The 24,296-nt window shown below is 72.7% G+C and carries 26 protein-coding genes; 10 read left to right on the top strand and 16 right to left on the bottom strand.

Features of this window, described 5'->3' with window-relative positions:
* Nucleotides 1-53: 53 nt before the first annotated feature.
* The 3 genes from ACFVVO_RS09680 (at nucleotide 54) to lnt (ending at nucleotide 3,313) form a co-directional block, all read left to right on the top strand.
* Nucleotides 54-1,040, top strand: a complete 987-nt coding sequence (locus tag ACFVVO_RS09680) for a phosphotransferase (RefSeq protein ID WP_390053269.1) — start codon at nucleotides 54-56, stop codon at nucleotides 1,038-1,040.
* Between the two features lie 133 nt (nucleotides 1,041-1,173).
* Nucleotides 1,174-1,656, top strand: coding sequence for a nuclear transport factor 2 family protein (locus tag ACFVVO_RS09685; RefSeq protein ID WP_390053271.1), 483 nt, complete (start codon nucleotides 1,174-1,176; stop codon nucleotides 1,654-1,656).
* 82 nt (nucleotides 1,657-1,738) lie between these two features.
* Entirely contained in the window at nucleotides 1,739-3,313 is a 1,575-nt protein-coding gene (gene lnt / locus ACFVVO_RS09690; protein ID WP_390053273.1) for an apolipoprotein N-acyltransferase, read from the top strand.
* On the opposite strand, the gene ACFVVO_RS09695 is transcribed toward lnt, so the two are convergent.
* A complete protein-coding gene (locus ACFVVO_RS09695) occupies nucleotides 3,231-4,142 on the bottom strand; it encodes a Gfo/Idh/MocA family protein (RefSeq protein ID WP_390053275.1) in 912 nt (303 codons plus the stop codon). The genes lnt and ACFVVO_RS09695 overlap by 83 nt on opposite strands.
* 151 nt (nucleotides 4,143-4,293) lie before the next feature.
* Here ACFVVO_RS09695 and ACFVVO_RS09700 point away from each other — a divergent pair, with 151 nt between their 5' ends.
* Both ACFVVO_RS09700 and ACFVVO_RS09705 read left to right on the top strand, forming a co-directional pair.
* Nucleotides 4,294-4,806 carry a DinB family protein gene (locus tag ACFVVO_RS09700; RefSeq protein WP_390053277.1) on the top strand — a complete coding sequence of 171 codons (513 nt, stop codon included), beginning with the start codon at nucleotides 4,294-4,296 and terminating at the stop codon, nucleotides 4,804-4,806.
* A gap of 114 nt (nucleotides 4,807-4,920) precedes the next feature.
* The gene (locus tag ACFVVO_RS09705; protein WP_390053279.1) at nucleotides 4,921-5,385 is read left to right on the top strand and encodes a hypothetical protein; all 465 of its coding nucleotides are present in this window, start codon (nucleotides 4,921-4,923) and stop codon (nucleotides 5,383-5,385) included.
* 21 nt (nucleotides 5,386-5,406) lie between these two features.
* Here ACFVVO_RS09705 and ACFVVO_RS09710 read toward each other — a convergent pair whose 3' ends face one another.
* The 7 genes from ACFVVO_RS09710 to ACFVVO_RS09740 all read right to left on the bottom strand — a co-directional run bounded on the left by ACFVVO_RS09710 (nucleotide 5,407) and on the right by ACFVVO_RS09740 (nucleotide 11,488).
* A complete protein-coding gene (locus ACFVVO_RS09710) occupies nucleotides 5,407-5,925 on the bottom strand; it encodes a hypothetical protein (RefSeq protein ID WP_390053281.1) in 519 nt (172 codons plus the stop codon).
* A gap of 118 nt (nucleotides 5,926-6,043) precedes the next feature.
* Entirely contained in the window at nucleotides 6,044-6,727 is a 684-nt protein-coding gene (gene ung, locus ACFVVO_RS09715; RefSeq protein WP_390053283.1) for a uracil-DNA glycosylase, read from the bottom strand.
* 80 nt (nucleotides 6,728-6,807) lie between these two features.
* On the bottom strand, nucleotides 6,808-8,385 hold the full coding sequence (locus tag ACFVVO_RS09720; RefSeq protein WP_390053284.1) for an ABC transporter substrate-binding protein: 1,578 nt from the start codon (nucleotides 8,383-8,385) through the stop codon (nucleotides 6,808-6,810).
* A gap of 201 nt (nucleotides 8,386-8,586) precedes the next feature.
* Complete coding sequence (locus tag ACFVVO_RS09725) at nucleotides 8,587-9,348, bottom strand: SDR family oxidoreductase (RefSeq protein WP_390053286.1); 762 nt, start codon at nucleotides 9,346-9,348, stop codon at nucleotides 8,587-8,589.
* A gap of 20 nt (nucleotides 9,349-9,368) precedes the next feature.
* The gene (gene fabG / locus ACFVVO_RS09730) at nucleotides 9,369-10,130 is read right to left on the bottom strand and encodes a 3-oxoacyl-ACP reductase FabG (protein WP_390053288.1); all 762 of its coding nucleotides are present in this window, start codon (nucleotides 10,128-10,130) and stop codon (nucleotides 9,369-9,371) included.
* 147 nt (nucleotides 10,131-10,277) lie between these two features.
* Nucleotides 10,278-10,727 carry a DUF3037 domain-containing protein gene (locus ACFVVO_RS09735; protein ID WP_390053290.1) on the bottom strand — a complete coding sequence of 150 codons (450 nt, stop codon included), beginning with the start codon at nucleotides 10,725-10,727 and terminating at the stop codon, nucleotides 10,278-10,280.
* Complete coding sequence (locus ACFVVO_RS09740) at nucleotides 10,724-11,488, bottom strand: HipA family kinase (RefSeq protein ID WP_390053292.1); 765 nt, start codon at nucleotides 11,486-11,488, stop codon at nucleotides 10,724-10,726. The genes ACFVVO_RS09735 and ACFVVO_RS09740 overlap by 4 nt, the downstream gene beginning before the upstream one ends.
* Nucleotides 11,489-11,696: 208 nt before the next feature.
* Between ACFVVO_RS09740 and ACFVVO_RS09745 the strand changes: the two genes are divergently transcribed.
* Both ACFVVO_RS09745 and ACFVVO_RS09750 read left to right on the top strand, forming a co-directional pair.
* Nucleotides 11,697-12,200 carry a Rieske (2Fe-2S) protein gene (locus tag ACFVVO_RS09745; protein ID WP_390053293.1) on the top strand — a complete coding sequence of 168 codons (504 nt, stop codon included), beginning with the start codon at nucleotides 11,697-11,699 and terminating at the stop codon, nucleotides 12,198-12,200.
* Between the two features lie 112 nt (nucleotides 12,201-12,312).
* On the top strand, nucleotides 12,313-12,786 hold the full coding sequence (locus tag ACFVVO_RS09750) for a pyridoxamine 5'-phosphate oxidase family protein (protein WP_390053295.1): 474 nt from the start codon (nucleotides 12,313-12,315) through the stop codon (nucleotides 12,784-12,786).
* Nucleotides 12,787-12,826: 40 nt separating this feature from the next.
* Here ACFVVO_RS09750 and ACFVVO_RS09755 read toward each other — a convergent pair whose 3' ends face one another.
* Nucleotides 12,827-13,735 carry a LysR family transcriptional regulator gene (locus ACFVVO_RS09755; RefSeq protein ID WP_390053296.1) on the bottom strand — a complete coding sequence of 303 codons (909 nt, stop codon included), beginning with the start codon at nucleotides 13,733-13,735 and terminating at the stop codon, nucleotides 12,827-12,829.
* A gap of 74 nt (nucleotides 13,736-13,809) precedes the next feature.
* Here ACFVVO_RS09755 and ACFVVO_RS09760 point away from each other — a divergent pair, with 74 nt between their 5' ends.
* The gene (locus ACFVVO_RS09760; RefSeq protein ID WP_390053298.1) at nucleotides 13,810-14,739 is read left to right on the top strand and encodes a DMT family transporter; all 930 of its coding nucleotides are present in this window, start codon (nucleotides 13,810-13,812) and stop codon (nucleotides 14,737-14,739) included.
* 30 nt (nucleotides 14,740-14,769) lie between these two features.
* Here the strand turns inward: ACFVVO_RS09760 and ACFVVO_RS09765 are convergent, their stop codons facing one another.
* Nucleotides 14,770-16,101, bottom strand: coding sequence for an aminotransferase class I/II-fold pyridoxal phosphate-dependent enzyme (locus tag ACFVVO_RS09765; RefSeq protein WP_390053300.1), 1,332 nt, complete (start codon nucleotides 16,099-16,101; stop codon nucleotides 14,770-14,772).
* Between the two features lie 35 nt (nucleotides 16,102-16,136).
* On the opposite strand from ACFVVO_RS09765, the gene ACFVVO_RS09770 reads away from it, so the two are divergent.
* The gene (locus tag ACFVVO_RS09770; protein WP_390053302.1) at nucleotides 16,137-16,817 is read left to right on the top strand and encodes a pyridoxamine 5'-phosphate oxidase family protein; all 681 of its coding nucleotides are present in this window, start codon (nucleotides 16,137-16,139) and stop codon (nucleotides 16,815-16,817) included.
* 16 nt (nucleotides 16,818-16,833) lie between these two features.
* Here ACFVVO_RS09770 and ACFVVO_RS09775 read toward each other — a convergent pair whose 3' ends face one another.
* The 4 genes from ACFVVO_RS09775 to ACFVVO_RS09790 all read right to left on the bottom strand — a co-directional run bounded on the left by ACFVVO_RS09775 (nucleotide 16,834) and on the right by ACFVVO_RS09790 (nucleotide 20,442).
* On the bottom strand, nucleotides 16,834-17,784 hold the full coding sequence (locus ACFVVO_RS09775; protein WP_390053304.1) for a DMT family transporter: 951 nt from the start codon (nucleotides 17,782-17,784) through the stop codon (nucleotides 16,834-16,836).
* Between the two features lie 191 nt (nucleotides 17,785-17,975).
* Nucleotides 17,976-18,983: a DMT family transporter gene (locus ACFVVO_RS09780; RefSeq protein ID WP_390053306.1), complete on the bottom strand. Its 1,008-nt coding sequence runs from the start codon at nucleotides 18,981-18,983 to the stop codon at nucleotides 17,976-17,978.
* 63 nt (nucleotides 18,984-19,046) lie between these two features.
* Nucleotides 19,047-19,628 (bottom strand): Clp protease N-terminal domain-containing protein, encoded by a 582-nt coding sequence (locus ACFVVO_RS09785; RefSeq protein WP_390053308.1) that lies wholly within the window; start codon nucleotides 19,626-19,628, stop codon nucleotides 19,047-19,049.
* Nucleotides 19,629-19,806: 178 nt separating this feature from the next.
* Complete coding sequence (locus ACFVVO_RS09790; protein ID WP_390053310.1) at nucleotides 19,807-20,442, bottom strand: PadR family transcriptional regulator; 636 nt, start codon at nucleotides 20,440-20,442, stop codon at nucleotides 19,807-19,809.
* Between the two features lie 219 nt (nucleotides 20,443-20,661).
* Between ACFVVO_RS09790 and ACFVVO_RS09795 the strand changes: the two genes are divergently transcribed.
* Nucleotides 20,662-21,474, top strand: a complete 813-nt coding sequence (locus ACFVVO_RS09795; RefSeq protein ID WP_390053312.1) for a PhzF family phenazine biosynthesis protein — start codon at nucleotides 20,662-20,664, stop codon at nucleotides 21,472-21,474.
* A 21-nt stretch (nucleotides 21,475-21,495) separates the two neighbouring features.
* Here the strand turns inward: ACFVVO_RS09795 and ACFVVO_RS09800 are convergent, their stop codons facing one another.
* Both ACFVVO_RS09800 and ACFVVO_RS09805 read right to left on the bottom strand, forming a co-directional pair.
* Entirely contained in the window at nucleotides 21,496-22,296 is an 801-nt protein-coding gene (locus tag ACFVVO_RS09800) for a CPBP family intramembrane glutamic endopeptidase (protein ID WP_390053314.1), read from the bottom strand.
* 104 nt (nucleotides 22,297-22,400) lie between these two features.
* Nucleotides 22,401-23,918 (bottom strand): glutamate--cysteine ligase, encoded by a 1,518-nt coding sequence (locus ACFVVO_RS09805; RefSeq protein ID WP_390053315.1) that lies wholly within the window; start codon nucleotides 23,916-23,918, stop codon nucleotides 22,401-22,403.
* Nucleotides 23,919-24,296 lie beyond the last annotated feature (378 nt).

The raw sequence follows: 24,296 nt of genomic DNA on the forward strand, positions 1-24,296 counted from the left end.
GCGGGAGTTCGGGACCGGGAGGGGTGTCGGCGCCGGCCCGGTATGTTCGGCGCATGCGAAGACTCGCGGATACCGAGGACTTGCCGGGGCTGGTGCGTGAGGCGCTGGGTCCGGGTTGCCGCGCGGTCGCGGTGGAGCGGTTGCGCGGTGGCAGCAAGAAGGGGGTGTACCGGGTCCGGGTCGACGGCGCCCCGGTGACGAGGGTGATCGTCTACAACTGGGCCGAGACGGAGAACTTCTGGCCCGGACAGCACGGTACCGACGCGAGCGACCCGCTCGCACCGGCCTCGGGCCTGGCCCCGTTCCTGGCCGCCCGGCGCACTCTGGACGACTTGGGCGTGCGGGTTCCGCGGGTGCTGCTGGCCGATGGCGGACGACGTCGTTACCCGGCGGACGTGGCCGTGGTCGAGGACGTCTCCGAGGACACCCTCGAAGCGCTCTTCGAGACCGACCCCGCCCGCGCGGCGGCCGCCCTGGCCGACCTGGCCGCGGCGACGGACACCATGCACCGGCACCACGACCCGCGGTACGGGCGGGTGGACCTGCTGCGGGAGGGCGGCACCGCGAGCGGGGTCTCCTGCGAGCGACTGGTCCTCGACCGCGCCCTGGCCGATCTCGCGGAGGCGTCGGGCCGCGATCGCCGGATCACCGCGGTGGAGGACCGCCTGCGCGACCGTCTCCACCACCTGGCCGCGCTGGTGGCCCCGCGCGCCGAATACGGGCTGATCCACGGAGAGCTGGGACCCGACCACGTCCTGGTGGACGCCGACGGCCGCGCGGTGCTGATCGACATCGAGGGCGTCATGCACTTCGACGTCGAGTGGGAGCACGTCTTCCTGCGGCTCCGCTTCGGCGAGCGCTACCCCGTGCTGTACCGCCCCGGCCTCGACCCCCGGCGGATGGACCTCTACGCCCTCGCGATGCGCCTCTCCCTGGTCGCGGGCCCGCTGCGGCTGCTCGACGGCGACTTCCCCGACCGGGCCGCCATGGCGGGGATCGCCGAGCACAACCTGACCGAGGCCCTGGCGCTCCTGCCCTGAGTGGCGCGTCCGTCGGTGCTCTGGGTGCCACGTGCGCCGGGTCGCCTCCCGTGCCCCTCCTCGGCCGTATGTGCGCACCCCCAATATCGCCCGTGCACTTGGCACCCGGCCTCCCTTGGCCAACACTGTGCCGATGACGCAGCGTGTGGAGCTCTCGACCGTGATGGACCGGCTGGCCGTGGACGAGGCGGTCACCGAGTACGCGGTGGCGGTGGACGACGGGGACTGGACCGCCTACCGGGGGCTGTTCACGGCGGACGGGCGGGCCGACTACCGCTCCGCCGGCGGCATCGAGGGCGAGGCCGGGCGGGTGGCCGGATGGCTCGCCGAGAGCCTGGAGTCGTTCGGGATGCGCCAGCATCTGATCGTCAACCGCCGGGTGCGGTTCGGGATCCACGAGCACGACACCGGGGACACCGCCCGGGTGCGGGCCGACTACGTCAACCCGATGCGCCTCGCCGGCGACGGCGGCTCCGGCGCCCCCGACCTGGTGTGCGGCGGCCGGTACGAGTTCGGGCTGCTGCGCACGCCGGACGGCTGGCGGCTGAGCCGGGTCGTCGTGCACGAGAAGTGGCGCCGGACGCCCGAGCCGGCACCGGCGGCCGTTCCCGGATGAGCCACCGCGTGCCCCGGCGCGCCCTGTCGGAGATCGCTTCCGGCGCGCACACTGGAGGCAGTGCTGGGTAGGGAGACTCCTTATGAGGACGATCGACCACTGGCTCACCTCCCCCTGGCGACGCTCCGGCGTCGCCGCCCTGGCGGGCTCCGTGCCCGTGTTCGCGTTCCCGGCGCCCGCGCTGTGGTGGTTCGCGTACGTCGCCCTGGTGCCCTGGATCCTGCTGGCGCGCTCCGCGCCGACCGCGCGGCGGGCGGCGTACGACGGCTGGTGCGGCGGCTTCGGGTTCATGGTGGCCGTGCACCACTGGCTGCTGCCGAGCCTGCACGTGTTCATCTTCCTGATAGCCGGACTGCTGGGCGTGCTCTGGGCGCCCTGGGGTTGGCTGATCCGCCGGTTCCTCGGCGGCGTCGCGTCGCCGGGGCGGGGCGCGGCCGCGCTGCTGGTGCTGCCCTCGGCGTGGCTGGCGGTGGAGCTGGTCCGCTCCTGGCAGGGGCTCGGCGGCCCCTGGGGGATGCTCGGCTCCAGCCAGTGGCAGGTGGGGCCGGCGCTGCGGCTGGCCTCGGTGGGCGGGGTGTGGCTGCTCAGCTTCCTGGTGGTGGCCGTCAACGTGGCGGTGGCGGTACTGGTGTCGGTGCGCGAGTCGCGGATGCCGGCGGTGGCCTCACTGGTCGCCACCGCCGCGGCGACCTCGGCCGCCTGGGCGTGGGCGCCCCGCCCTGACGTCGACGGCGGGGTGCGGATCGCCGTCGTCCAGCCGGGCGTCATCGGCGGGCCGGACAGCCCCGACCGGCGCTTCGACCGCGAGGAACAACTGACCAGGCGACTCGCCGGGCAGGGCGTCGACCTGATCGTGTGGGGCGAGAGCAGTGTCGGCTTCGATCTGGAGGACCGGCCGGACCTGGCCCGGCGGATCGCCGCGCTGTCCCGGCAGACCGGCGCCGACCTGCTGGTCAACGTGGACGCCCACCGCTCCGACCGGCCCGGTATCTACAAGAGCTCGGTCCTCGTCGGCGCGAACGGCCCGACGGGTGAGCGCTACGACAAGATGCGGCTCATCCCCTTCGGCGAGTACATACCGGCCCGCTCCGTGCTGGGCTGGGCCACCTCGGTGGGCAGGGCGGCCGGTGAGGACCGGCGGCGCGGCACCGAGCAGGTCGTGATGAACGTCGGGCACGGGCTGCGGATCGGCCCGCTGGTGTGCTTCGAGACGGCGTTCCCCGACATGAGCCGCCGACTGGCCGGTGACGGCGCGGACGTGCTGCTCGGCCAGTCCTCCACCTCGTCCTTCCAGGGCAGCTGGGCCCCGGAGCAGCACGCCTCGCTGGCCGCGCTGCGGGCCGCCGAGACCGGCCGCCCGATGGTGCACTCGACGCTGACCGGTGTCTCCGCCGTCTTCGGCCCGGCCGGGCAGCGCCTCGGCCCGTGGCTCGGCACCGACGCGAGCACCGCCCACGTGTACGAGGTACCCCTGGCCCACGGGGTCACCCCGTACGTCCGCTACGGCGACTGGCCGGTGCACGGAGCGCTGCTGGTGCTGGCGGCGCTGTGCGTGGGCGAGGGCGCCCGGGCGCTCAGGCTGCGGCGGACCGGTCCAGAACCGCTCGTACCACGCGCTCGCACAGCTCATGGGTCGCCAGTGCGTCCCGGGCGCTGAGCACCTTCCGGGCGCGCACCGCGTCGAGGAAGGCGAGCACCGCCTGCTCGATGCCGCGCTGGCGGGCCACCGGCACCCAGTCGCCGCGCCGGCGCACCGTCGGCTGTCCCTTGTGGTCGATCACCTCGGCCAGGTTGAGCACCTGACGCTTGGTGTCCTGCCCGGAGACCTCGAGGATCTCCTCGGCCGAGCCGCTGAGCCGGTTCATCACACCGAGCGCGGTGAAGCCGTCCCCGGCGAGCTGGAGCACCACGTGATGGAGCAGGCCGCCCTCGACGCGGGCGCGCACGGCCACGTCGTCGACCACGCCCGACACCAGGAAGCGCAGTGTGTCGACGACGTGGATGAAGTCGTCCAGGATCAGCGAGCGCGGTTCCTCGGGCAGCCCGATCCGGTTCTTCTGCATGAGGATCAGCTCGCGCGGGTGGTCCAGGCACTGCGCGTACGCCGGGGCGTGACGGCGGTTGAAGCCGACGCAGAGCGAGACGTTCCGGCGCTCGGCGAGCGCCACCAGACGCTCGGAGTCGGCGAGTTCGTAGGCGAGCGGCTTGTCCACGTAGGTGGGCACGCCGGCCTCCAGCAGCCGGGTGACGATGTCCGGGTGGACGGCGGTCGGCGCGTGCACGAAGGCCGCGTCCAGGCCGGTCGCGAGCAGCGAGTCCAGGGTGGTGTGCCGTTGCCCGCCCGGCAGACGGAGCGAGTCGGCGACCCGGGTGAGGGTGGCGGCCGTCCGGGTCTGCAGGTGCAGTTCGACGCCCGGCTGCGTGCCCAGCACCGGCAGGTACGCCTTCTGCGCGATGTCCCCGAGTCCGATGCAGCCGACCTTCACGTGCTCTCTCCTACCGGTTGCCCGCGGATGCCCTGCCGGAAGCATACGGGGCGGCCGGCCGGCGCCCCGCCGGCCCGAATGCTCCGGGGCCTGAGTGCTCCGGCACCGGAATTCCCTGGTGGGAAGAGCCGCGTTGGGCGAGGATGCGGGAATGACCGATGAACGCCGGGAACCCGCGACCGACGCCGACGAACGCACCATGCTGGAGGGCTGGCTCGACTACCACCGGCAGACCCTGGCGTGGAAGTGCGAGGGCCTGACCGACGCCCAGCTGCGGACGGCTTCCGTGCCTCCCTCCACGCTGTCCCTGATGGGGCTGGTGCGGCACATGGCGGAGGTGGAGCGGTCCTGGTTCCGCAGGGTCCTCGCGGACGAGGACGCGAAGCCGATCCACTACAGCGACGCGGACCCGGACGGCGAGTTCCGGCTCACCGAGGCGGACACCTGGTCCGAGGCGTACGCCACCTGGCAGGCCGAGATCGAAGCGGCCCGGCGCCACGCGGCCGGCTTCGCCCTGGACGACCCGTCCCGGGGCAGGCACCGGCACACCGGTGAGCGGCACAGCCTCCGCTGGATCTACACCCACATGATCGAGGAGTACGCCCGGCACAACGGCCACGCCGACCTGGTCCGCGAGCGGATCGACGGCGCGACCGGCGACTGAGCGTCACCCTGGGGACGCCGGGGCCCTCCGTACGGGGCAGGAGATCACCCGTGCGGGGCATCAACCCCCGGTGCACGGTGTCAACTCGGCGGCCGACCCAGCAGAGTTGCACGGGTGCATCGAACGACGACCACCGCAGCGCTTCTGGTCACCGTGGCCGTCTCGGCCCTCTCCGGCTGCGTCACGGTACAGCGCCCGACGACCTCCGGTCCCCCGCCGGACACCGTGTCCTCGCAACGAACGGGGCCCCGTCCGGACGGCAGTGCCGTGCCGCGGGTGGTGCAGGCACCGGCGCGGGAGGCGCTGGAGATGGCCGGCCCGTCCCAGCGACCGCGGCACGGCGAGCCCGCCGCCCCGCGCCGGACGCCCGCGGCACCGCCGGTCACCCACCGCCCGGCCGCTCCGCCCGCACCCGCCCCTCCGCACCAGGACCGCCCACGGCAGCGGGGCGGCGGCCTTCCGGGCGCGGCGCAGCCGGTGCCACAGGCCCCGGACGTGTGCGCCCTCGGCAGGCAGTACGGCGGCTGGCGCGGCGGCAGCCCCGAGTCGGAGATCTGCGAGCAGACCTACGGCCACTGACCCCCGCGGTCACCGACCCGGCTAGCCGGTGGGCCGCTGCCGCGGCGGTCCCCAGGAGTCGCCCGGGGTGCCCTCGTCCCCGAGCCGCAGCTCCAGGCGGCTGATCGCGGCCCGCACCCCGTCGCCGTAGCCGTCGTCGGACAGGGTGCCGGCGGTGCGGCGGGCCCGGCCCAGATGGCTGCGGGCGGCTTCGGCGTGGCCCAGTTTCTCGTAGTCGGCGGCCAGGTTGAGGTGGAGCGAGGGGATGAAGGCACGGACGCTGAGCGGGTCACCGGCGCCGCGGCCGTCCGTCAGCTCCTCGGCCGCCGACAGGGCCCGCAGGTCCCAGGCCAGTTCGTCGGCCGGGTCGTCCTGGGTGTCGGCCAGGTAGTGGGCCAGGGTGCAGCGGTGCAGCGGGGCGCCCTCCTCGCCGATCTCCGCCCACAGCAGGAGAAGGCGGCGGCGGGCCTCCTCACGGTCGCCGCCGTGATGCAGCATCACGACCTGCCCGATCCGCGTCAGCACGGCGTCCGGCGCCGCCTGCCCCTGTCGCTCCGCCACCGCGTCCTCCGGCCGTCGTCGGCTGTCGGGTCACCGTCTGCCCCGACGCTAACCGCAGGCACGGGTGATCCGGGGCAGGCGGCCCCGTACGACACGGGGCCGCGCGGGGCCGATCGGGTCAGCCCAGGTCGGGGATCCTCCAGTCGACGGGCTCGTGCCCCTGACCGGCCACGGCCTCGTTGATCCGGGTGAAGGGGCGGGAGCCGAAGAACTTCTTCGCGGACAGCGGTGAGGGATGCGCGCCCTTCACCACCACGTGCCGGGTCTCGTCGATCAGCGGGAGCTTCTTCTGCGCGTAGTTGCCCCAGAGCACGAAGACCGCCGGGTCGGGGCGGGAGGCCACGGCGCGGATCACCGCGTCGGTGAACTTCTCCCAGCCCTTGCCCTTGTGCGAGTTCGCCTCCCCGGCCCGGACCGTGAGCACCGCGTTGAGCAGCAGCACGCCCTGTTCGGCCCACGGCATCAGATAGCCGTTGTCCGGGACGGGCAGGCCCAGCTCCTCCTTCATCTCCTTGTAGACGTTCCGCAGGGAGGGCGGGGTCTTCACGCCGGGACGGACCGAGAAGCACAGACCGTGGCCCTGGCCCTCGCCGTGGTACGGGTCCTGGCCGAGGATCAGCACCTTGACCTTGTCGTACGGCGTCGCGGCCAGCGCGGTGAAGACCTCCTCGCGCGGCGGGTAGACGGGACCCCTCGCCCGCTCATCCTCGACGAACTCGGTCAGCTCCTTGAAGTAGGGCTGCTGCAGTTCGTCGCCCAGAACCCCGCGCCAGGACTCGGGCAGCATGGCGATGTCGGTCACGTCAACGTCCTCACGATGTGCGGTCACTTCAGGTTTCAGAACCTACAGGCGACCACTGACAGCCGGCGGCGGAAGGACCGTCACCAGCTCGTCTTGCGGTGCAACTCCCACATCATCATGATCGTCGACGGGTCGAGGGCGCGTTCGCCGCCCGAGATGTCCTCGTTCGCCGCCACGTACTGCCGGCCCTGCCACAACGGGATCAGCCGGGCGTCGTTCACCATGATCTGCTGGGCGGCCTCCAGGTCCTTGACCACCTTGCCGCGATCGCCCTGGGCGCGCGAGCGGGGCAGCAGCACGTTGGTGATCTGCTTGGACGGGTACGGCGTCCCCAGGGCGTTCTGCTCGCCGACGAACGGGGCGATGAAGTTGTCCGCGTCGGGGAAGTCCGGGAACCAGCCGCGGCCGAACACCGGGTACTCGCCCTTCTGGTAGCCGACCACATAGGTCTTCCAGGGGCGGCTCTTGAGGGTGATGCTGAACAGTCCGGAGGCGTCCAGCTGCCGCTTCAGCTCCTGGAACATCACGGCCGTCTCGGAGCCGTAGCGGTCGGTGGTGTACCAGAGGGTGAGCGGGACGCGCTGGGTGATGCCCGCGTCGGTGAGGATCCTGCGGGCCTTGGACACGCTCGGGTCGCCGAAGTCGTCGAAGTAGCTGGTGGCGTGGCCGGTCAGACCGGCCGGGACCATCGAGTACAGCGGGACCACGGTGTCCTTGTAGACCTTGTGCGCGATCGCACCCCGGTCGACGACCTGGGCGATGGCCTTGCGCACGGCGGGCTGCTTGGCCCACGAGTCCTTGGGGTTGAACACCAGGTAGCTGATGTCCGTGCCGGTGCCGTCCACCAGTTGCAGGTCGGTGGTGCCGGCCCGCTGCAGGGTGAGGATGTCGTCGGCGGCGAGGCCTCGGTAGGTGACGTCGATCTGCTTGTCGCGCAGCGCCTTCACCATGGTGGCCGAGTCCTGGTAGTACCGGATGGTCACCGCGTTGTTCTGCCGCTTGGCGAAGCCCTGGTAGTGGTCGTTGCGCGCCAGGACGGCCTGCTTGCCCTCCTCGTAGGACTGCAGCGTGTACGGCCCGGAGCCGAAGACCTTGTTGTCCTTGCGCAGCGAGTTCGCCGGGTAGTCGTCGGGGTCGACGATGGACATGGCCGGGGTGGCGAGCACGAACGGGAAGGTGGCGTCGGACTGGTTGAGGTGGAAGACCACCTCGTTGTCGCCGACCGCGTCCACGCTGTCCAGGCTGCCGAGCAGTCCGGCGGGGCCGCCGGGGGCGTCGATGGTGCGGATGCGGTTGATGGAGTGCTGGACGGCCTCGGCGTTCAGCGGGTCCCCGTCCGCGAACTGCATGCCGGGGCGCAGCTTGCAGCGGTAGGTGCGGCTGGCGGCGTCGGTGAAGGAGCAGCTCTCCGCGGCGTCCGGCTGGGGGGTGGTGACGCCGTTCGGGTAAGCGAGGAGAGTTTGGTAGATGTTCCGGTAGAGCTCCCAGGAGCCGTCCCAGGCGCCGGCCGGGTCCAGGGTGCTGGGCGCGCTGGTGGTCCCGACGACGATCGGGCCATTGCTGTCGGGATCCCCGTCCGAGAACAGACCGCAGCCGGCCACCAGGGATATGGACGCGATCGCCGCGACTCTCCGCAGGAATCGGTTCCGGTTGAACACGCGCACGCTCCTCGATCTGCCATACCAAGGGTCGGCAGACCATACCGCAGCGTCCGGCCCCGTGAACCTCCCCGGAACAAGGCCTTCTTGATCGATTGCGCGATGACTACGTTGTCAATCCGCTGTGCGTGTTTTGTGCGGCGTTTCGGGCGCCGTTCCGCTGGGAAACGGCGCCCGAAAAAGACGACCGGACGGTACCGGTCAGCCCACGCCGGCGTTGAGGAAGATGCCGCCGTCCACGACGAGCGTCTGACCGGTGACCCAGTCGGACTGCTCGGAGGTGAGGAACGCGGCGGCCCCGCCGATGTCGGAGGGCACGCCGAGCCGGCCGAGCGGGTAGGAGGCTGCCGCCTCGGCCTCACGGCCCTCGTAGAGGGCCTCGGCGAACTTGGTCTTCACGACGGCCGGGGCGATCGCGTTGACCCGCACGCGGGGCGCGAACTCGTGCGCCAGCTGCTGGGTGAGGTTGATCATCGCGGCCTTGCTGACGCCGTAGGCACCGATGAACGGCGAGGGAGCGAGACCCGCGACCGAGGCGATGTTGACGATCGCGCCGCCGTTGTCCTTCTGCCAGGCGTGCCAGGTCTTCTGGGCGAAGCCGAGCGCCGAGATCACGTTGGTCTCGAACACCTTGCGGGCGACGTCAAGGTCGAGGTCGGCGATGGGCCCGAAGACGGGGTTGGTGCCGGCGTTGTTGACCAGGAAGTCGACGCGGCCGAAGGCCTCCATGGTCCGCTCGACGGCCTCGCCCTGGTGGCCGAGGTCGTGGGCCTTGCCGGCGACGCCGATGACCCGGTCGGCGCCGAGCCGTTCGACGGCCTCCTTCAGGGCGTCCTCGTTCCGTCCGGTGATGCACACGCGGTCGCCGCGGGCGACGAGCGCCTCGGCGATGCCGTAACCGATGCCGCGGCTGGCGCCGGTGACGAGGGCTGCCTTGCCGGAGAGCTCCGGGAGTTCAGTCATGTCCGTGATCCCCAGACTTCCTAGTCGAGCGGTCCGCCGGCGACGTACAGCACCTGGCCGGAGACGAAGCCGGCCGCCTCGCCCGTGAAGAAGGCGATGGCGTTGGCGATGTCCTCGGGCTCGCCCACCCGCTGGACCGGGATCTGGGTGGCGGCGGCCTTCTTGAAGTCGTCGAAGCCCATACCGACCCGATCGGCGGTGATCTTGGTCATCTCGGTGGCGATGAAGCCGGGGGCGACGGCGTTGGCGGTGATGCCGAACTTGCCCAGCTCGATGGCGAGGGTCTTGGTGAAGCCCTGCAGGCCTGCCTTGGCGGCCGAGTAGTTGGCCTGGCCGCGGTTGCCGAGCGCGGAGGACGAGGACAGGTTGACGACCCGGCCGAAGCCCGCGTCGACCATGTGCTTCTGGACCGCCTTGGTCATCAGGAACGAGCCGCGCAGGTGCACGTTCAGGACGGTGTCCCAGTCGGAGACGCTCATCTTGAACAGCAGGTTGTCGCGCAGTACGCCGGCGTTGTTGACCAGGATGGTCGGGGCGCCCAGTTCCTCGACGATCCGGGCGACGGCGGCCTCGACCTGCGCCTCGTCGGAGACGTCCGCGCCGACCGCGATCGCCCGGCCGCCGGCCGCGGTGATCTTCTCGACGGTGTCCTTGCAGGCGGCCTCGTCGAGGTCGATCACGGCGACCGCGCGACCTTCGGCGGCCAGCCGTACGGCGGTGGCGGCGCCGATACCGCGCGCCGCGCCGGTGACTACCGCGACCCGCTGTTCAGTGGTGGACATTGCTGCTTCTCCTCGCCCTTGAGAGAACCTGTGCGGCTCCTGGCGGAGCCGGCCAGTGCGGTGAGCGACCGCTTAGTACCTTCAGCACACGCGACGCTAGAAGCCCTGGCACCCGGTGTCAACGGGACACCGGGCCGGTGTGATCCATTACCTCACCAGGAGGTCGAGCAGACGCTCGGTCTCCGCCGCCGGATCGGTGGTGAGCCCGGTGTGCACCGGCCCCGGCTGCACGACGGTGGAGCGGGGCGCGATCAGCCAGCGGAAGCGCCGCCCGGCGTCGTCGCCGGCCGCCTGTCCGGCCTCCTCGCCGCCGGCGCAGACCTGTTCGACGGCGCCGAGCGCGGCCCGCACCCCCGCCACGTCCGCCCCGGGGTCCAGGGCGAGCAGCCGGGCCTCGTCCAGGTGGGTGCGGGCGCCGACATAGGCCTGGGCGCGGCAGTAGACCACCACGCCGGCGTTGACGCACTCGCCGCGCTCGACGCGCGGGACGACGCGCAGCAGGGCGTACTCGAACACGTCCCGGTCACCGCCCTGGCCCGCCCGGGTGATGTGGCGCTCGGTCACATGGCCGGCCATGTGGATGTGACGCTCGCTCACTTGCCCTCCTCGATGCCGGTGATGCGCTCGGCGATGACGGCCGCCCGGGCGAGCAGCGGCCGCGCGTAGGCGTCTCTGAGTTCGTCCGGGGTGCCGAAGCCCGGCTCGTCGGCCAGCCAGGCGTCGGGGATCTCGGCGGTGACCTCGGCGAGCAGGTCCCCGGTGACCCTGGGTGCCAGTTCGGCCGCGGCGGCCGTGACCTCCGGCGCGAAGCGGGCGAGGGCGTGGTCGGCGGCGTCGTAGGGGCGGGCCACGGAGGCCTCGGCGGAGGGCCAGTTGTGGTGCCAGATCATCGTGGCGCCGTGGTCGATGAGCCACAGCTCACCGCGGTGCACCAGGAGGTTGGGGTTGCGCCAGGAGCGGTCGACGTTGTTGATCAGCGCGTCGAACCAGACGATCCGCCCGGCCTCGGCGGGGCTCACCGGGAAGGCGAGCGGGTCGTAACCGAGGGCGCCGGAGAGGAAGTCCATGCCGAGGTTGGTGCCGCCGCTGGACCTGAGCAGGTCCTGCACCTGCTGCTCGGGCTCGCCGAGGCCCAGTACGGGGTCCAGCCGGACCGTCACCAGCCGGGGCATCCGGAAGCCGAGCCGGCGGGCGAGTTCGCCGCACACCACCTCGGCGACCAGGGTCTTGCGGCCCTGTCCGGCGCCGGTGAACTTCATGACGTACGTACCGAAGTCGTCGGCCTCGACGAGTCCCGGCAGCGAGCCGCCCTCACGCAAAGGTGTGATGTAGCGGGTGGCGGTGACTTCCTTGAGCATCGCCCCAGGCTACTGGGGCAGGGGCTGGTCCGGCCGACGGACGGCCGGCCGGTGCGCGGTCGTGGTCCCGGCATCCGGCCGTCGGCCGTGGTTTCATGCCCGCCTGACCTCCGGAGGGCATGGATCAGGGCGCCCGTCTGAACAGGTGGCGGCCGGGGACCGTACCCCTGGACGGATCACGAGACGCTCCGCGGAAGGGAACCACTTCATGACCAGCGCATCGTTCAAGCCCGAAACGGGACCGGCCCGCCGTACCGTCGTTGCGGCGGCCGGAGCGGCAGGGCTCGCCGCCGCGCTGACCGCCTGCGGTTCGGGCGACAACTCCTCGGACACCGTGGACACCGGGTCCGGGACCGCGGGCGCGACCGGGTCCACCGGCTCGTCCCAGGGCGGAGGTTCCGCGGGCTCCGACGACTCGGCCGGGGGCACGGCCCTGGCCCGGACCTCGGACATCCCGGAGGGCGGCGGCAAGATCTTCAAGGACCGGGGCGTGGTGGTCACCCAGCCGAAGGCGGGCACCTACAAGGCGTTCTCCGCCAAGTGCACCCATCAGGGCTGCGCCGTGTCCAGCATCTCGGGCGGCGCGATCGTCTGCCCGTGTCACAACAGCCACTTCTCCGTCGAGGACGGCAGTGTCAAGCAGGGGCCCGCGACCCGTCCGCTGGCCGCCGAGAAGATCACCGTCTCGGGCGACGAGATCAAGCTGGCCTGAGGCGCGCCGGCGAGGCCGGTGAACTCGTCCTGTTCCCTTTCCCGACGTGATCTCGGAGGATCACGCCAGGGGCGGGTTCCGCCGGTTCGACGTGGGAGAAAGAGGGGGCCGTATGACCGTGACGCAGCAGCGCCGGGGCCGGAAGATCATGATGACGCCCGGGGAGCTGGACGACTTCCTGACCAGCCGGCGCACCTGCCGGGTCGCGACCGTCTCGGCGGACGGCGCGCCGCACGTCAGCGCGCTGTGGTTCGCCTGGGACGGCACCTCGCTGTGGCTGTACTCCGTGGTGCGCAGCCGGCGCTGGACGCAGTTGCGCCGCGATCCCCGGGTGGCGGTCGTGGTCGACTCGGGTGAGGAGTACGACCAGTTGCGCGGGGCCGAGCTGTCCGGACGGGTGGAGTTCGTGGGCGAGGTGCCCCGGACCGGGGAGCTGCGCGCCGAACTCGACACCCCGGAGACGGTGTTCGCGCGCAAGTACTTCGGTATGGACGAGATGCCGCACGACGGCCGGCACGCCTGGGCCCGGCTGACCCCGGACACGATCGTGTCCTGGGACTTCCGCAAGCTCGGGGCGGTTCGGTGAGGCCCGGAACCCGGCGGGACATGAGGGCGCCGGAAAAGCCCTAGACCTCGCTCACCCGCTCGGCCGCCGCCCGCAGCGCCTCGACCGCGGCGCGGATCGAGGGGCGGCGGTCGGCGTCCGCCCGCCAGACGACGTAGACGTGCCGCCGCACCCGCTGACTGAGCGGGATCATGACGATGCCCGGGGGCACCGGGTGCCGGCCCAGCAGCGGCGCGATACACACGCCGAGACCGGCGGCGACCAGCCCGAGCTGGGTGTGGGTCTCGCCGGCCCGGTGCCCGACGATCGGCTCGATGCCCTTGGAGCGCAGGGTGAACATCAGCCACTCGTGGCAGAACTCGCCCTCGCCCCAGGTGATCCACTCGTCCTCCGCGAACTCGGCGAGGTCCACCTCCTCCCGGTTCGCGAGCGGGTGCCCGGCCGGCATGGCGACATCGGCCGGATCGTCCAGCAGGGGCGCTTTGACCAGGCCGTCGGGCACGGGCATCGGCTTGTTGTACCAGTCGAGGACGACGGCCAGGTCGAGGTCACCGCGCACGACGGCGGCGATGCCGTGCTCCGGCTCCAGTTCGCTGGAGCGCACCCGCAGGCCCGGGTGCCGGCCGCGCAGGTCGGCGAGCGCGGTGGGGAACAGGCCGCGGGCCGCGGTCGGGAACGCCGAGACGCGCAGTTCGCCGGCGACCTGGCCGCGGTGCGCCTCGAGATCGGCCTGGGCGAGTTCGACCTGGGACAGGATGCGGGCCGCGTGCTCGGACAGCAGCCGCCCGGCGTCCGTGAGCCGTACGCCCCGGCCGTTCTTCGCGAGCAGCCGCTGTCCGGCCTCGCGCTCCAGCTTGCCGAGTTGCTGGGAGACCGCGGACGTCGTGACGTGCAGGGCGTCGGCGGCCGCACTGACCGAGCCGTGCCGGGCGAGGGCGTCCAGGGTCCGCAGGCGCTCCAGGTTCAACATGTAAGTGATTCTAAGAGGTATCCGGTGAGAATTCTCGATTGTGCTACGCGGTCGGGTCCCGCATCGTTGACGTCATGAGCACGGTCACCGCACCCCGAACCCAGTCCCCCGCGCCCGCCCGGCCCCGCGCCCGCCTCGACTGGCGGCTGCGCTTCGGCGCCCTGTCGCTGATCTGGGGCTTCAGCTTCCTGCTGATCAAGGTGGGCACGGAGGGCTACGCGCCGTTCCAGGTCACCCTCGGCCGGCTGGTCTTCGGTACGGCGGTGCTGGCGGCGGCGATGGCCGTGAAGCGGGAGCGGCTGCCGCGCGGGGCCCGGCTGTGGGGACACATGGCGGTCGCCGCGTTCTTCCTGAACGCCCTGCCGTTCTCCCTCTTCGCGTACTCCGAGCTGACCATCCCCTCCACGCTGGCCGGCATCTGCAACGCCACCTCGCCGCTGTGGGGCATGGCCCTGTCGATGGTCGCGCTCTCCGAGGACCGGCCCACGCGGGTGCGTGTCGCGGGGCTCGGCCTCGGCTTCCTCGGTGTGCTGACGGTGCTGGGCGCCTGGCAGGGCTTCCACGGGCTGGACGCGACGGGCACGGCGATGGCGCTGCTCGCCTCGCTGAGCTACCCGATCGGCTGGATCTACGTCCGCCGGACCCTGGCCGGAACCGGTAACTCGCATCTGTCCATGACGGGCGCCCAGCTCCTGCTGGCCACGGTGCAACTGGCCGTCGTGACCCCGCTGTTCACCCCGTTCCCGGACCACTTCCCGGTCGTCCCGCTGCTGGCCGTGGCCGCGCTGGGCGCTCTCGGCACAGGGCTGGCGGTGCTCATCCAGTACGGTCTCGTCGCCGAGGTGGGGCCCACCACGGCGCAGATGGTCACGTACTTCATCCCGGTCATCGCCACGGCGGCGGGCGTGGCGATCCTCGGGGAGTCGCTGCGCTGGACCACTCCGGTCGGCGCCGTGATCGTTCTCGCCGGGGCCGCGCTCACCCAGATCAGGTCCAGGGCCTGAGCCGCCGCCTCGCGGCCCCCGGCGCGGCCCTCAGCCGTAGGAGCGGGCCGGGGAAGGGCGTACCGCCGCCGCCACCGCCTCCGCCAGGGGGACGATGTCCCGCGGGGCGAGGGCCGAGACCGTGACACGGATGCCCGGCGGCGAGCCCAGCCGGAACCGGGCGCCCGGAGCGACCGCCCAGCCCGCGTGCAGCAGGCGGGCCACCACGCCCGTCTCGTCGGGCACCGGCACCCAGACGTTCATGCCACTGCGGCCGTGCGCCGCCACCCCGCGCGCGGCCAGCGCCTCGACCAGGGCCTCCCGGCGGCCGCCGTACGAGGCCGCCACCTCACGGGCGTCCACCGCGCCGCCGCGCCACAGTTCCACCACGGCCCGCTGCACGAGCCGGCTCACCCATCCGGGGCCCAGCCGCTGCCGCCCGCGCACCCGGTCGACGGTGACGGCGTCCCCGGTGAACACCGCGAGGCGCAGGTCCGGCCCCCAGGCCTTCGCGACGGAGCGGACGAAGGCCCAGTGGCGGGTGACACCGGCCAGCGGACACAGCGGCACATCCACGATGCCGTGGCCGTGGTCGTCCTCGATCAGCAAAGTCCCCGGGTGGTCCCGGAGGACCGAACGCAGCGCACGCGCGCGCGTGGCGGTCAGCGCGGCACCGGTCGGGTTCTGCGCCCGGTCGGTGACGATCAGCGCCCGCGCCCCGGACTCCAGCGCGCCGCGGACGTCCCCGGGAAGCGGCCCCTCGTCGTCGACGCCGACGGGGACCGTGCGCAGACCGAGCGCCGGGACCAGGTCCAGCACGCTGCCCCAGCCGGGGTCCTCCACCGCCACCCGGTCGCCCGGCTTGAGGTGGGCCGCGAGGACCCGTTCGATGACGTCCAGGGAACCGGAGGCCACGGCCACGGGGCCGTCCGGCACCCCGTCGGCGTCCAGCGCGGCGCGGGCCAGCCGGGCCAACTCCGGCTCCACCGGGTCGTGCCCGTAGAGCACCGGCTCCCGGTCGCCGTGCGCGGCGGCCACCGCGAAGGCGTCCGCGAGGCGGGGCAGCAGCGCGGGGTCCGGGTTGCCGTCGGCCGCGTCCCGCACGCCCGCCGGCACCTCCACCCGGATCTGCTCGCGTCCCGTCGTGGCCGGCTTGGGGCGGATCCGGCTGCCGCGCCGCCCGTCGGTCTCGATCACCCCGCGTTCGCGCAGGGTGCGGTAGGCGGCCGCGACCGTGTTCGGGTTCACCCCGAGCCGGGTCGCCAAATCCCGCATGGGGGGCAGGTGTCGGCCGGGCTCCAGCTCCCCGGCGCCGACCGCCCGCTCGACGCTGGCCGCGATCTCCGCTGCGCCCCGGCCCTGAATCGGATACTCTCCTAGCACAAAACCAATTATGCACTAGTGCAATGGAGATCGCCATGCAGGGGACCCGGGAAGCCTCGTCGCCGTCCGCCGTGTACACGCCGACCGACCGCACCGTGCCCACGCGTTCCGCGAACCGGGCGTCGTACGACCGGGACGTGGTGCACGCGATACTCGACGAGGGCTACGTCTGCCACCTCGGCTTCGTCCGCGACGGCGCGCCGGTGGTGCTGCCGACGCTGTACGGCCGGGTCGGCGAGCGGCTGTACGTCCACGGGTCCACCGGTTCGCGCCCGCTGCGGATGACCGGCGAGGCGGACCCGGGCCTCGAGGTCTGCCTGACGGTCACCCATGTCGACGGGCTGGTGCTGGCCCGCTCCGCCTTCCACCACTCGATGAACTACCGCTCGGTGGTGGTGCACGGCACCGCCCACGAGGTCACCGACCCCGAGGAGCGACGGCTGGCCCTGGACGCGCTGGTGAATCAGGTCGTACCGGGCCGGGCCGCCGACTCCCGGCCCGCGAACAAGAGGGAGCTGGCCGCCACCGCGGTCATCCGCCTCGACCTCGACGAGGTCTCCGCGAAGATCCGCACCGGCGGCGCCAACGACGAGCCCGAGGACCTGTCCCTGCCGCACTGGGCCGGGGTCGTGCCGCTCCGCAAGGGCTACGAGGCCCCCGTCCCCAACCCCGACCTGGCGCCCGGCATCGGACTCCCGGACTATCTGACGCCGTGAACTCTGACGCCGTGAGCTAGGAGGTCACGGGAACCGGCTCGCGGCGTCCGGCACCGCGGGCCTCCCCCAGTGCCAGGCCCGCGACAGCGCCGAGCATCAGCAGCGTTCCGGCCAGGGTGGCCGCCGTGAGGCGCTCGCCGAGCAGCGCCACGGCGAGCACGGCCGCGGTCACCGGCTCCAGCAGCATGATCACGGAGACGGTGGCGGACCGTACGACGGCGGCACCCGCGAAGTACAGGGCGTAGGCGAGGGCGGTGGGCACGGACGCGATGTACGCGATCAGGACCAGCAGCCGTACCGGGTGTCCGGTGTGCGGGAACAGCCCCTCGCCCAGGGCGAACGGCAGCAGGCACAGGGTGGTGACGGCGAAGGCGCCGATGGTGGTGCCGGAGGCGTCGGCGGCGCCGTCGCGTCCCCAGCGGCGGGTCAGCAGCGTCATGCCGCTGTAGCCGGCCGCCGACGCCAGCGCGTACAGCACCCCGACCGGCCGGACGGTCGCGGCGGAGCCGCCGAGGGTGAGTACGGCCAGCCCGGTGAGGGCGCCCGCGACCGCGAGGGCGCCGCCCGCGCCGAGCCGCTCCCCCAGGGTGAGCCGGGCGCCGAGCGCGATCAGCACGGGGCCCGCGCCCAGTGTGACCACCGTGGCCACGGCGAGCCCGGTCGACCCCACGGCGGCGAAGTAGGCGGTCTGGAAGACGGCCAGCCCGAGGCCGGTGGCGGCGGCCTTCGCGGCCCTGCGGCGCAGCGGTTCGGGCGCCGCCGCCCGGGTGCGGCCGCGCAGCAGCCGGCCGGCCAGCAGCAGCACGAGTCCGACGGCGCAGCGCCAGAAGGAGAGGGTGAAGGCACCCATCTCGCTGGTCCGGTAGACCAGCGAGGCGACGGCACCCGCGGTGCCCCAGGTGGCACCGGTGACGATCAGATAGAGCAGGCCACGCCCGACGGGCAGGCCTGGGACAGCGTTCGACACGAGGATTCTCTCCGCAGAAGCGCACCGGAGTGCGGAAGTTCGGAAGGCGACCCGGATCAGCGGGGCGCGCGGACTTCGTCTGCGGGCAGCACCGTCCCGCCCGGCGCCGCGCGCCAGGCGTTCATCCCGGAGGCCCGCCTCAGGCGGCGGGGGGCGAAAGGACGAGCGCGTCGGAGGTCATGACCAGCACCTTAGGCAGCCGTTCCGCGTGCCGACAACTCCCGCTCCGCGCCACCGCCCGCGGCCACCGGCTCCGCCGCGCCCTTGGCGGGCGCCGAGGACTGGGCGATGTACGCGCCGAGGAGGACCACGGCGCCGCCGATGATCTGCGGCGCGGACAGGTGCTCGCCGAGCAGCACCCAGGCCAGCACGGTCGCGATGACCGCTTCGAGGCACGCGACGACACCGGCGACCTGCGGGGACAGCCGGCGCACGGACAGCACGCCGGTGATGTACGCGACGACCGTGGCGACGAGGACGATCCAGGCCAGCAGGGCGACGGCCGGGACGGTGGTGCCGTTCATCCGCGCGGACCCGGTCAGCACCGACCAGTCCATGCTCCACGGGCGGGCCACGGCGGTCAGCACGAGGGCGCCGACGAGCAGGCCGTAGGCGATGACGCCGAGCGGGTCCGGCGCCTGCTCGCCCGCCTCACTGCCCTGGTCGGACAGGACGAAGTAGCCGACCTGACAGCAGGCGGCGCCGAGCGCGAGCAGCAGTCCGAACGCGTCGAAGCTCAGGCCCGACCACACCTCCACCACACAGGCGAGACCGCCGGCGGCGAGGACCACGCCGAGCGCGGCGGCGCGGGTCACCGGCCGCCGCTGCACGAACCGCACCCAGCCGAGCACGAGCGCGGGGGCCAGGTACTCGACGAGCAGCGCCACGCCGACCGGGATGCGGGAGAGCGCGGCGAAGTAGCAGGCCTGGACGCCGGCCACGGCCAGCAGGCCGAACCCGGCGAGCAGCGCGGGTCGGCGGAGCGGCAGCGTGCGATGCCGCACGGCGAGCGGCAGCATGACCACGGCGGCGCCCGCCACCCGTAGCCACACCACGTGGAGCGGGTCGAGTCCCGCCTCGATCAGCGGCTTCGCCGCGACTCCGGACCCGCCGAAGGCCAGCGCGGACAGCAGCGCGAGACCGAGCCCGACGCCCTTGCCGTGGCTGCCCCGGCTGCTTGCAGATATAGGCACCGGCACATGATGACAGGCGTTGACATGAGCGTCACCCCCGATGACACCTGTCTCAGGTGATGGACGGCGTCAGGGGCGGACGTCCGCCGCGCGGCCGTCGAGCCGGGCGCCCAGCTCGCGGGTCCGGATGCCGGCGCGCTCGAGGACCTCGACCGCCCGGGACCGCGGGTCCACGACGAGCCCGGCGAGCAGATCGGTGCCGCCGGTCCGCTCCGCACCGCGCCGCCGTGCGCGCCGACGGGCCTCCTCCAGGGCGACGGCCGCGATGGGCGACCAGTGACCGGTGTCGCCGTGCGCACCGCCGCCCGCCCGCTCACCGCCGTACGGGGCGCGACCGGGTACGACGGCGAGCGCGCCGGAGCCCTCCACCGTGTGCTGCCAGCGCAGCCCGTAGCCGATGCTGCGCTGCGCGAGGTAGCCGAGCAGCCGGGCGAGCCGCGGGGCCTCGCCGACGGCGGCCCGCACCTCGGGGTCGTGCTCCAGGAGCGAGTGGAGCAGATGGGCGGTGTCGATCTGGCGGTCCCCGTCGCGTACCGCCCGGCGGCGGGCACCGGCGACCACCGCCGCCAGCTCGCCGTCGAGCCCGGCATCGTCGTCCGTGTGCGGGAGTCCCTGCTCAGGGATGCTCCAGCGGGCTGTACGGGGATGCACACCGCTACCTCATCAGTCCCGGGCGGCCCGGACATCCGCGAGGGGAACCATCTTCGCGTCCCGCACGGAGTGCACATCGCCCGCCGGGATCTCATCCTCAGGGAGGAGATCAGGCGTTGAAACGGCGAGGGCGCCCCGCGGAGGTTCAGCGGGGCGCCCTGCCCTGGTGCCGCACGGCTCAGGCCTCGTCGGCGAGGATGAGGTACAACTTCTTCCGGGCGTCGGTGATGACGGTCAGCGCCTTGTCGCGCTGCTCCTTGGTCCCGGTGTTCCAGACCTGCCCGAAGGCCTGCATCAGTCCCATGCCGGCCTGCCGGATCTCACCGAGGGCCTCCCAGTCGACCCCGCGCGAGGCCTCCTCCCAGGGAGCCTCCGGGCCGTCCTCGGCGGCCGTGCGGCCGCTGTCGGTCAGGGCGAACAGCTTCTTCCCGCCCTCGCTCTGACTGGCGATCAGACCCTCGTCCTCCAGCAGTTGGAGGGTGGGGTAGACCGAGCCGGGGCTGGGCTTCCAGGCGCCGCCGCTGCGCTCGGCGATCTCCTGGATCATCTCGTAACCGTGCATGGGCCGCTCCTTGAGCAGGGCCAGGATCGAGGCGCGCACATCACCGCGCCGCGCCCGCCCCCTCGGTCCGCCGCGCCCTCGCGGCCCCCACGGCCCCGGTCCGAAGCCGGGCCCGCCGGGTCCCCAGCCGGGGCCACCCGGGCCGAAGGGCCCGAAGGCGGCCCGCCGCTCCTCGAAGCCGCCGAACCCGCCCCGGCCGTGCCGGCCAGGGCCGTCCTGACGATGTCCACGCTCGAATCCGTGACTGCGCATCGTGATCACTCCATTCCATCGCTGACCTGTCACGTTCGCATCGCGTTCTTACGCGATGTCTCAACGATATATCGGAACCGGTCGGACGCCAAGACCCTGCCGCATCCGTCCGGAGTTGAGGCCCTGCGGGACCGCCGACCGGGCCGCCGCGCCGAAATCGGTCCAGGACTCGCCGATTGGCCTTGGTGACCGGCCCGCCACGGCCCTAGCGTCTGCGCCATGCGCATCCGAATCGTCGACGCCTTCACCGACCGCCCCTTCGCCGGCAACCCGGCCGGCGTCCTGCTCCTGGACGACGTCTTCCCGGACGACGACTGGCTCCAGAACGTCGCCCTGGAGGTGAACCACGCCGAGACGGCATTCGCGCACCGGCTGCCCGCGGGCGGCGACGCGGACTGGGCGCTGCGCTGGTTCACTCCCGTCGCCGAGGTCGCGATGTGCGGCCACGCCACGCTCGCCACCGCGCACGTCCTGCACACCACCGGTGCGCACGAGGGGCCGGTGCGGTTCGCCACCCGCAGCGGTGTCCTCGTCGCCACGCCGGGCCCGGACGGCTGGATCACCATGGACTTCCCCACCGCCCCGCTCACCGCGGTGGAGATCCCGGACGGCGTCGGCAAGGCGCTGGGCGCCGACCCGCTCGTCGCCTACGACACCGGGCCCAACGTCGGCGACCTGCTGGTGGAGCTGGCCGACGAGCGGACCGTGCTCGGACTCGCCCCCGACCACAAGGCCCTGATGGCGCACTCCTCGCGGGGCATCATCGCCACCGCCCGCGCCGACGATCCGTCCCTCGGCCACGACTTCGTCTCGCGCTGCTTCTTCCCGAACGTCGGCATCGACGAGGACCCGGTCACCGGCAGCGCCCACACCGCGCTGGCCCCGCACTGGTCCGCCCGTCTCGGCCGGGACGATCTCACGGGGCTGCAGGCCTCCCGCCGCTCCGGACTGGTCCGCACCGGTCTGCGGGGCGACCGCACGCTGCTGACCGGCCGCGCGGTCACCGTCATCGACGGCGAACTGCTCGCCTGACCGGCCGGGGCCGGTCCGCCCTCAGGCCGTCGGCAGCCAGTCCACCGTGCCGGCGAGCAGGGCGTAGCCGACGAACGCGCCGATGTCGAGCAGGGAGTGGGCGACGACCAGCGGTCCGACCCGGCCCCAGCGGCGGTAGAGCCAGACGAAGACCACGCCCATCACCATGTTGCCGATGAAGCCGCCGATGCCCTGGTAGAGGTGGTACGAGCCGCGCAGGACCGCGCTGGCCACCAGCGCGGTCCCCGCCGTCCAGCCCAGCTGCCCCAGCCTGCGCAGCAGATAGCCGACGACGATGACCTCCTCGAGGATCGCGTTCTGCACCGCGGACAGGATGAGCACGGGGTACTTCCACCACACCTCGGGCAGGGCCTCGGGCACCACGGTGAGGTTGAAACCGAGGCCGCGGGCGGCCAGGTAGAAGGCGATCCCGGTGCTGCCGATGACCGCCGCGACGCCCGCGCCCCGGCCGAGGTCGGGCCAGGGGCGGGTGCGGTCGAAGCCCAGCGTGCGCAGGCTCTCGCCCTCGCGCATCAGCAGGTGGGCGACCAGGGCCACGGGCACCAGCGCGGAGGCGATGCCGAAGAGCTGCCAGGCCAGGTCGAGCCAGGGGCGCCCGGGCGCGGCGGAGGCGTTGAGGGTGGCCGCCTGGTCCTTGAGCCCGCCCGGTTTGGTGACCGACCCGACGAAGCTGATCAGCGCGGACACCCCGCTCGCGCCGAGCGAGAGCGCCAGCACGAGCAGTGTCTCGTCCCGGAAGATCCGCCGCGGGAACCGCCCCCGCGAAGGGCCGTCGGCCGCCGGGTCCGCCTCCACGTGCACTCCTGTCGTCGCTCCGGCCGTGCGAGCTCACAGCATGCCGGATCGCCTCCTGGAGCGCTTACCCGGGCCGGGCTTGCCGCGGGAGCGGACCGCCTCGCCCCCGCTCAGCCGAGCGGCACCGGCTCCGGAAGTCCCACCGGCCAGGTGTGCACCGGCTCGCCCACGTGCATCAGCTCGGCGTAGCGGCGTGTCGTCGCGGCCAGCGCGGCCCCGCGGCCGAGGCCCTGCTCCAGGGCCCGGTGGAAGGTGGCCGCCTGCCAGGCCGCCCCGTTCACCCGGCGCCGGCAGCGCTCCTCGATGACGCCCAGGTAGAGGTCGCGGTCGGCGGCCTCCACCCCCCACGCGTCGAGGCCCGCGGACGCCAGCGGCAGCAGTTCGTCCCGGACCAGGGTGACGGCGTCGACCTCGCCCGTACCGCCGTAGCGGCCCCGGCGCGGCCAGACGAAACGGGCCTCGATGCCGTCCCGGCAGGCCGCGTCGAAGTTGGCCTCGGCCGCCTCGAACGGCAGCCGGGTCCACACCGGACGCGACTCCTCGGCGAGGGCCCGCACCAGGCCGTAGTAGAAGGCCGCGTTGGCGATCACGTCGGTGATGGTCGGGCCGGCCGGCAGCACCCGGTTCTCCACCCGCAGGTGCGGCACGCCGTCCGCGATGTCGTAGACGGGCCGGTTCCAGCGGTACACCGTGCCGTTGTGCAGCACCAGTTCGGCGAGCTTCGGTATGCCACCGGCATCGAGGACCTCCAGCGGGTCCTCGTCGTCGCAGATCGGCAGCAGCGCCGGGAAGTAGCGCAGGTTCTCCTCGAACAGGTCGTGGGCGGAGGAGATCCACCGTTCGCCGAACCAGGTGCGCGGCCGTACGCCCTGTGCCTGGAGCTCCGGCGGGCGGGTGTCGGTGGCCTGCAGGAACAGCGGCGGCCTGGACTCGCGCCACAGCTCGCGCCCGAACAGGAACGGCGAGTTGGCGCCGACGGCGATCTGTGCCGCGGACGCCACCTGCGCGGCGTTCCACACATCGGCGAAGCGGGCCGGGGTGACCTGGAGGTGCAGTTGTACGGAGGTGCAGGCGGCCTCGGGGGCGATGGACTTCGAGGTACAGCTCAGGTGCTCCACGCCATCGATGTCGAGCCGGAAGTCCTCGCCGCGCGCCGCCACGATCTGGTCGTTGAGCAGGGTGTAGCGGTCCACCTCGGAGAGGTTGGAGGAGACGAGGTCGTCGCGGTCGAGCGTGGGCAGAATGCCGATCATCACGATGCCGGCGTCCACCTCGCCGGCCTTTCGGTCGGCGTACGCCAGCGAAGTCCGCAGTTCCTCGGCGAGCCGGTCGAATACCCGGCCGCCCAGCCGGTGCGGGGCGATGTTCACCTCGAGGTTGAACATCGCGAGTTCCGTTTGGAAATCGCGGCTCGCGATGCGCTCCAGTACCTGCCCGTTCAACATTTTCGGCATGCCGTCGCGGCCGGCGAGATTCAATTCGATCTCGACGCCCATCAGGTTCTTGGCGCGGTCGAACCGCTTCTCGTCCAGCAGCCGCTCGAGTCCCGTCAGGCACTTCTGGAGCTTTTCGCGGTAGCGCTGACGATCGGACAGGTCGAACTGCCCTGCCACGACCTTCTCCCCCATCTGGGTTTCCCTCCTCGGATGGGCGGGCCGCAGACCGGCCGCCGGGGTCCCGGGTTTGGATGATGCCCAGCGGAAGCGATCGATAACGTCCCGCGCGGGCCCGGCGCCCGCTACTCTGTCGGAATGTTCCCGGCGGCACATTCACGGGGCATGGCGCACCACGCACGTTCGTGTGCCCCGATCGCCTCGTGAAAAACGCCGACGACAATCGGCCGACCGCGGCGGCGGCGTATCACGAGGTCAGCGAGGCCCTCCCGGCACGAAAAGCGGGATGTATGCGTGCGAATCAGCGGCTGAATGACGCCTTGCCGGGTCGGCCGGAATGCGGTAGACGAAACATCGTCTGAACACGCGTCGTATAAACTTCGCGAACGAGGC

Source organism: Streptomyces sp. NPDC058145, assembly GCF_042884245.1.
In the GTDB taxonomy this organism is placed as follows: domain Bacteria; phylum Actinomycetota; class Actinomycetes; order Streptomycetales; family Streptomycetaceae; genus Streptomyces.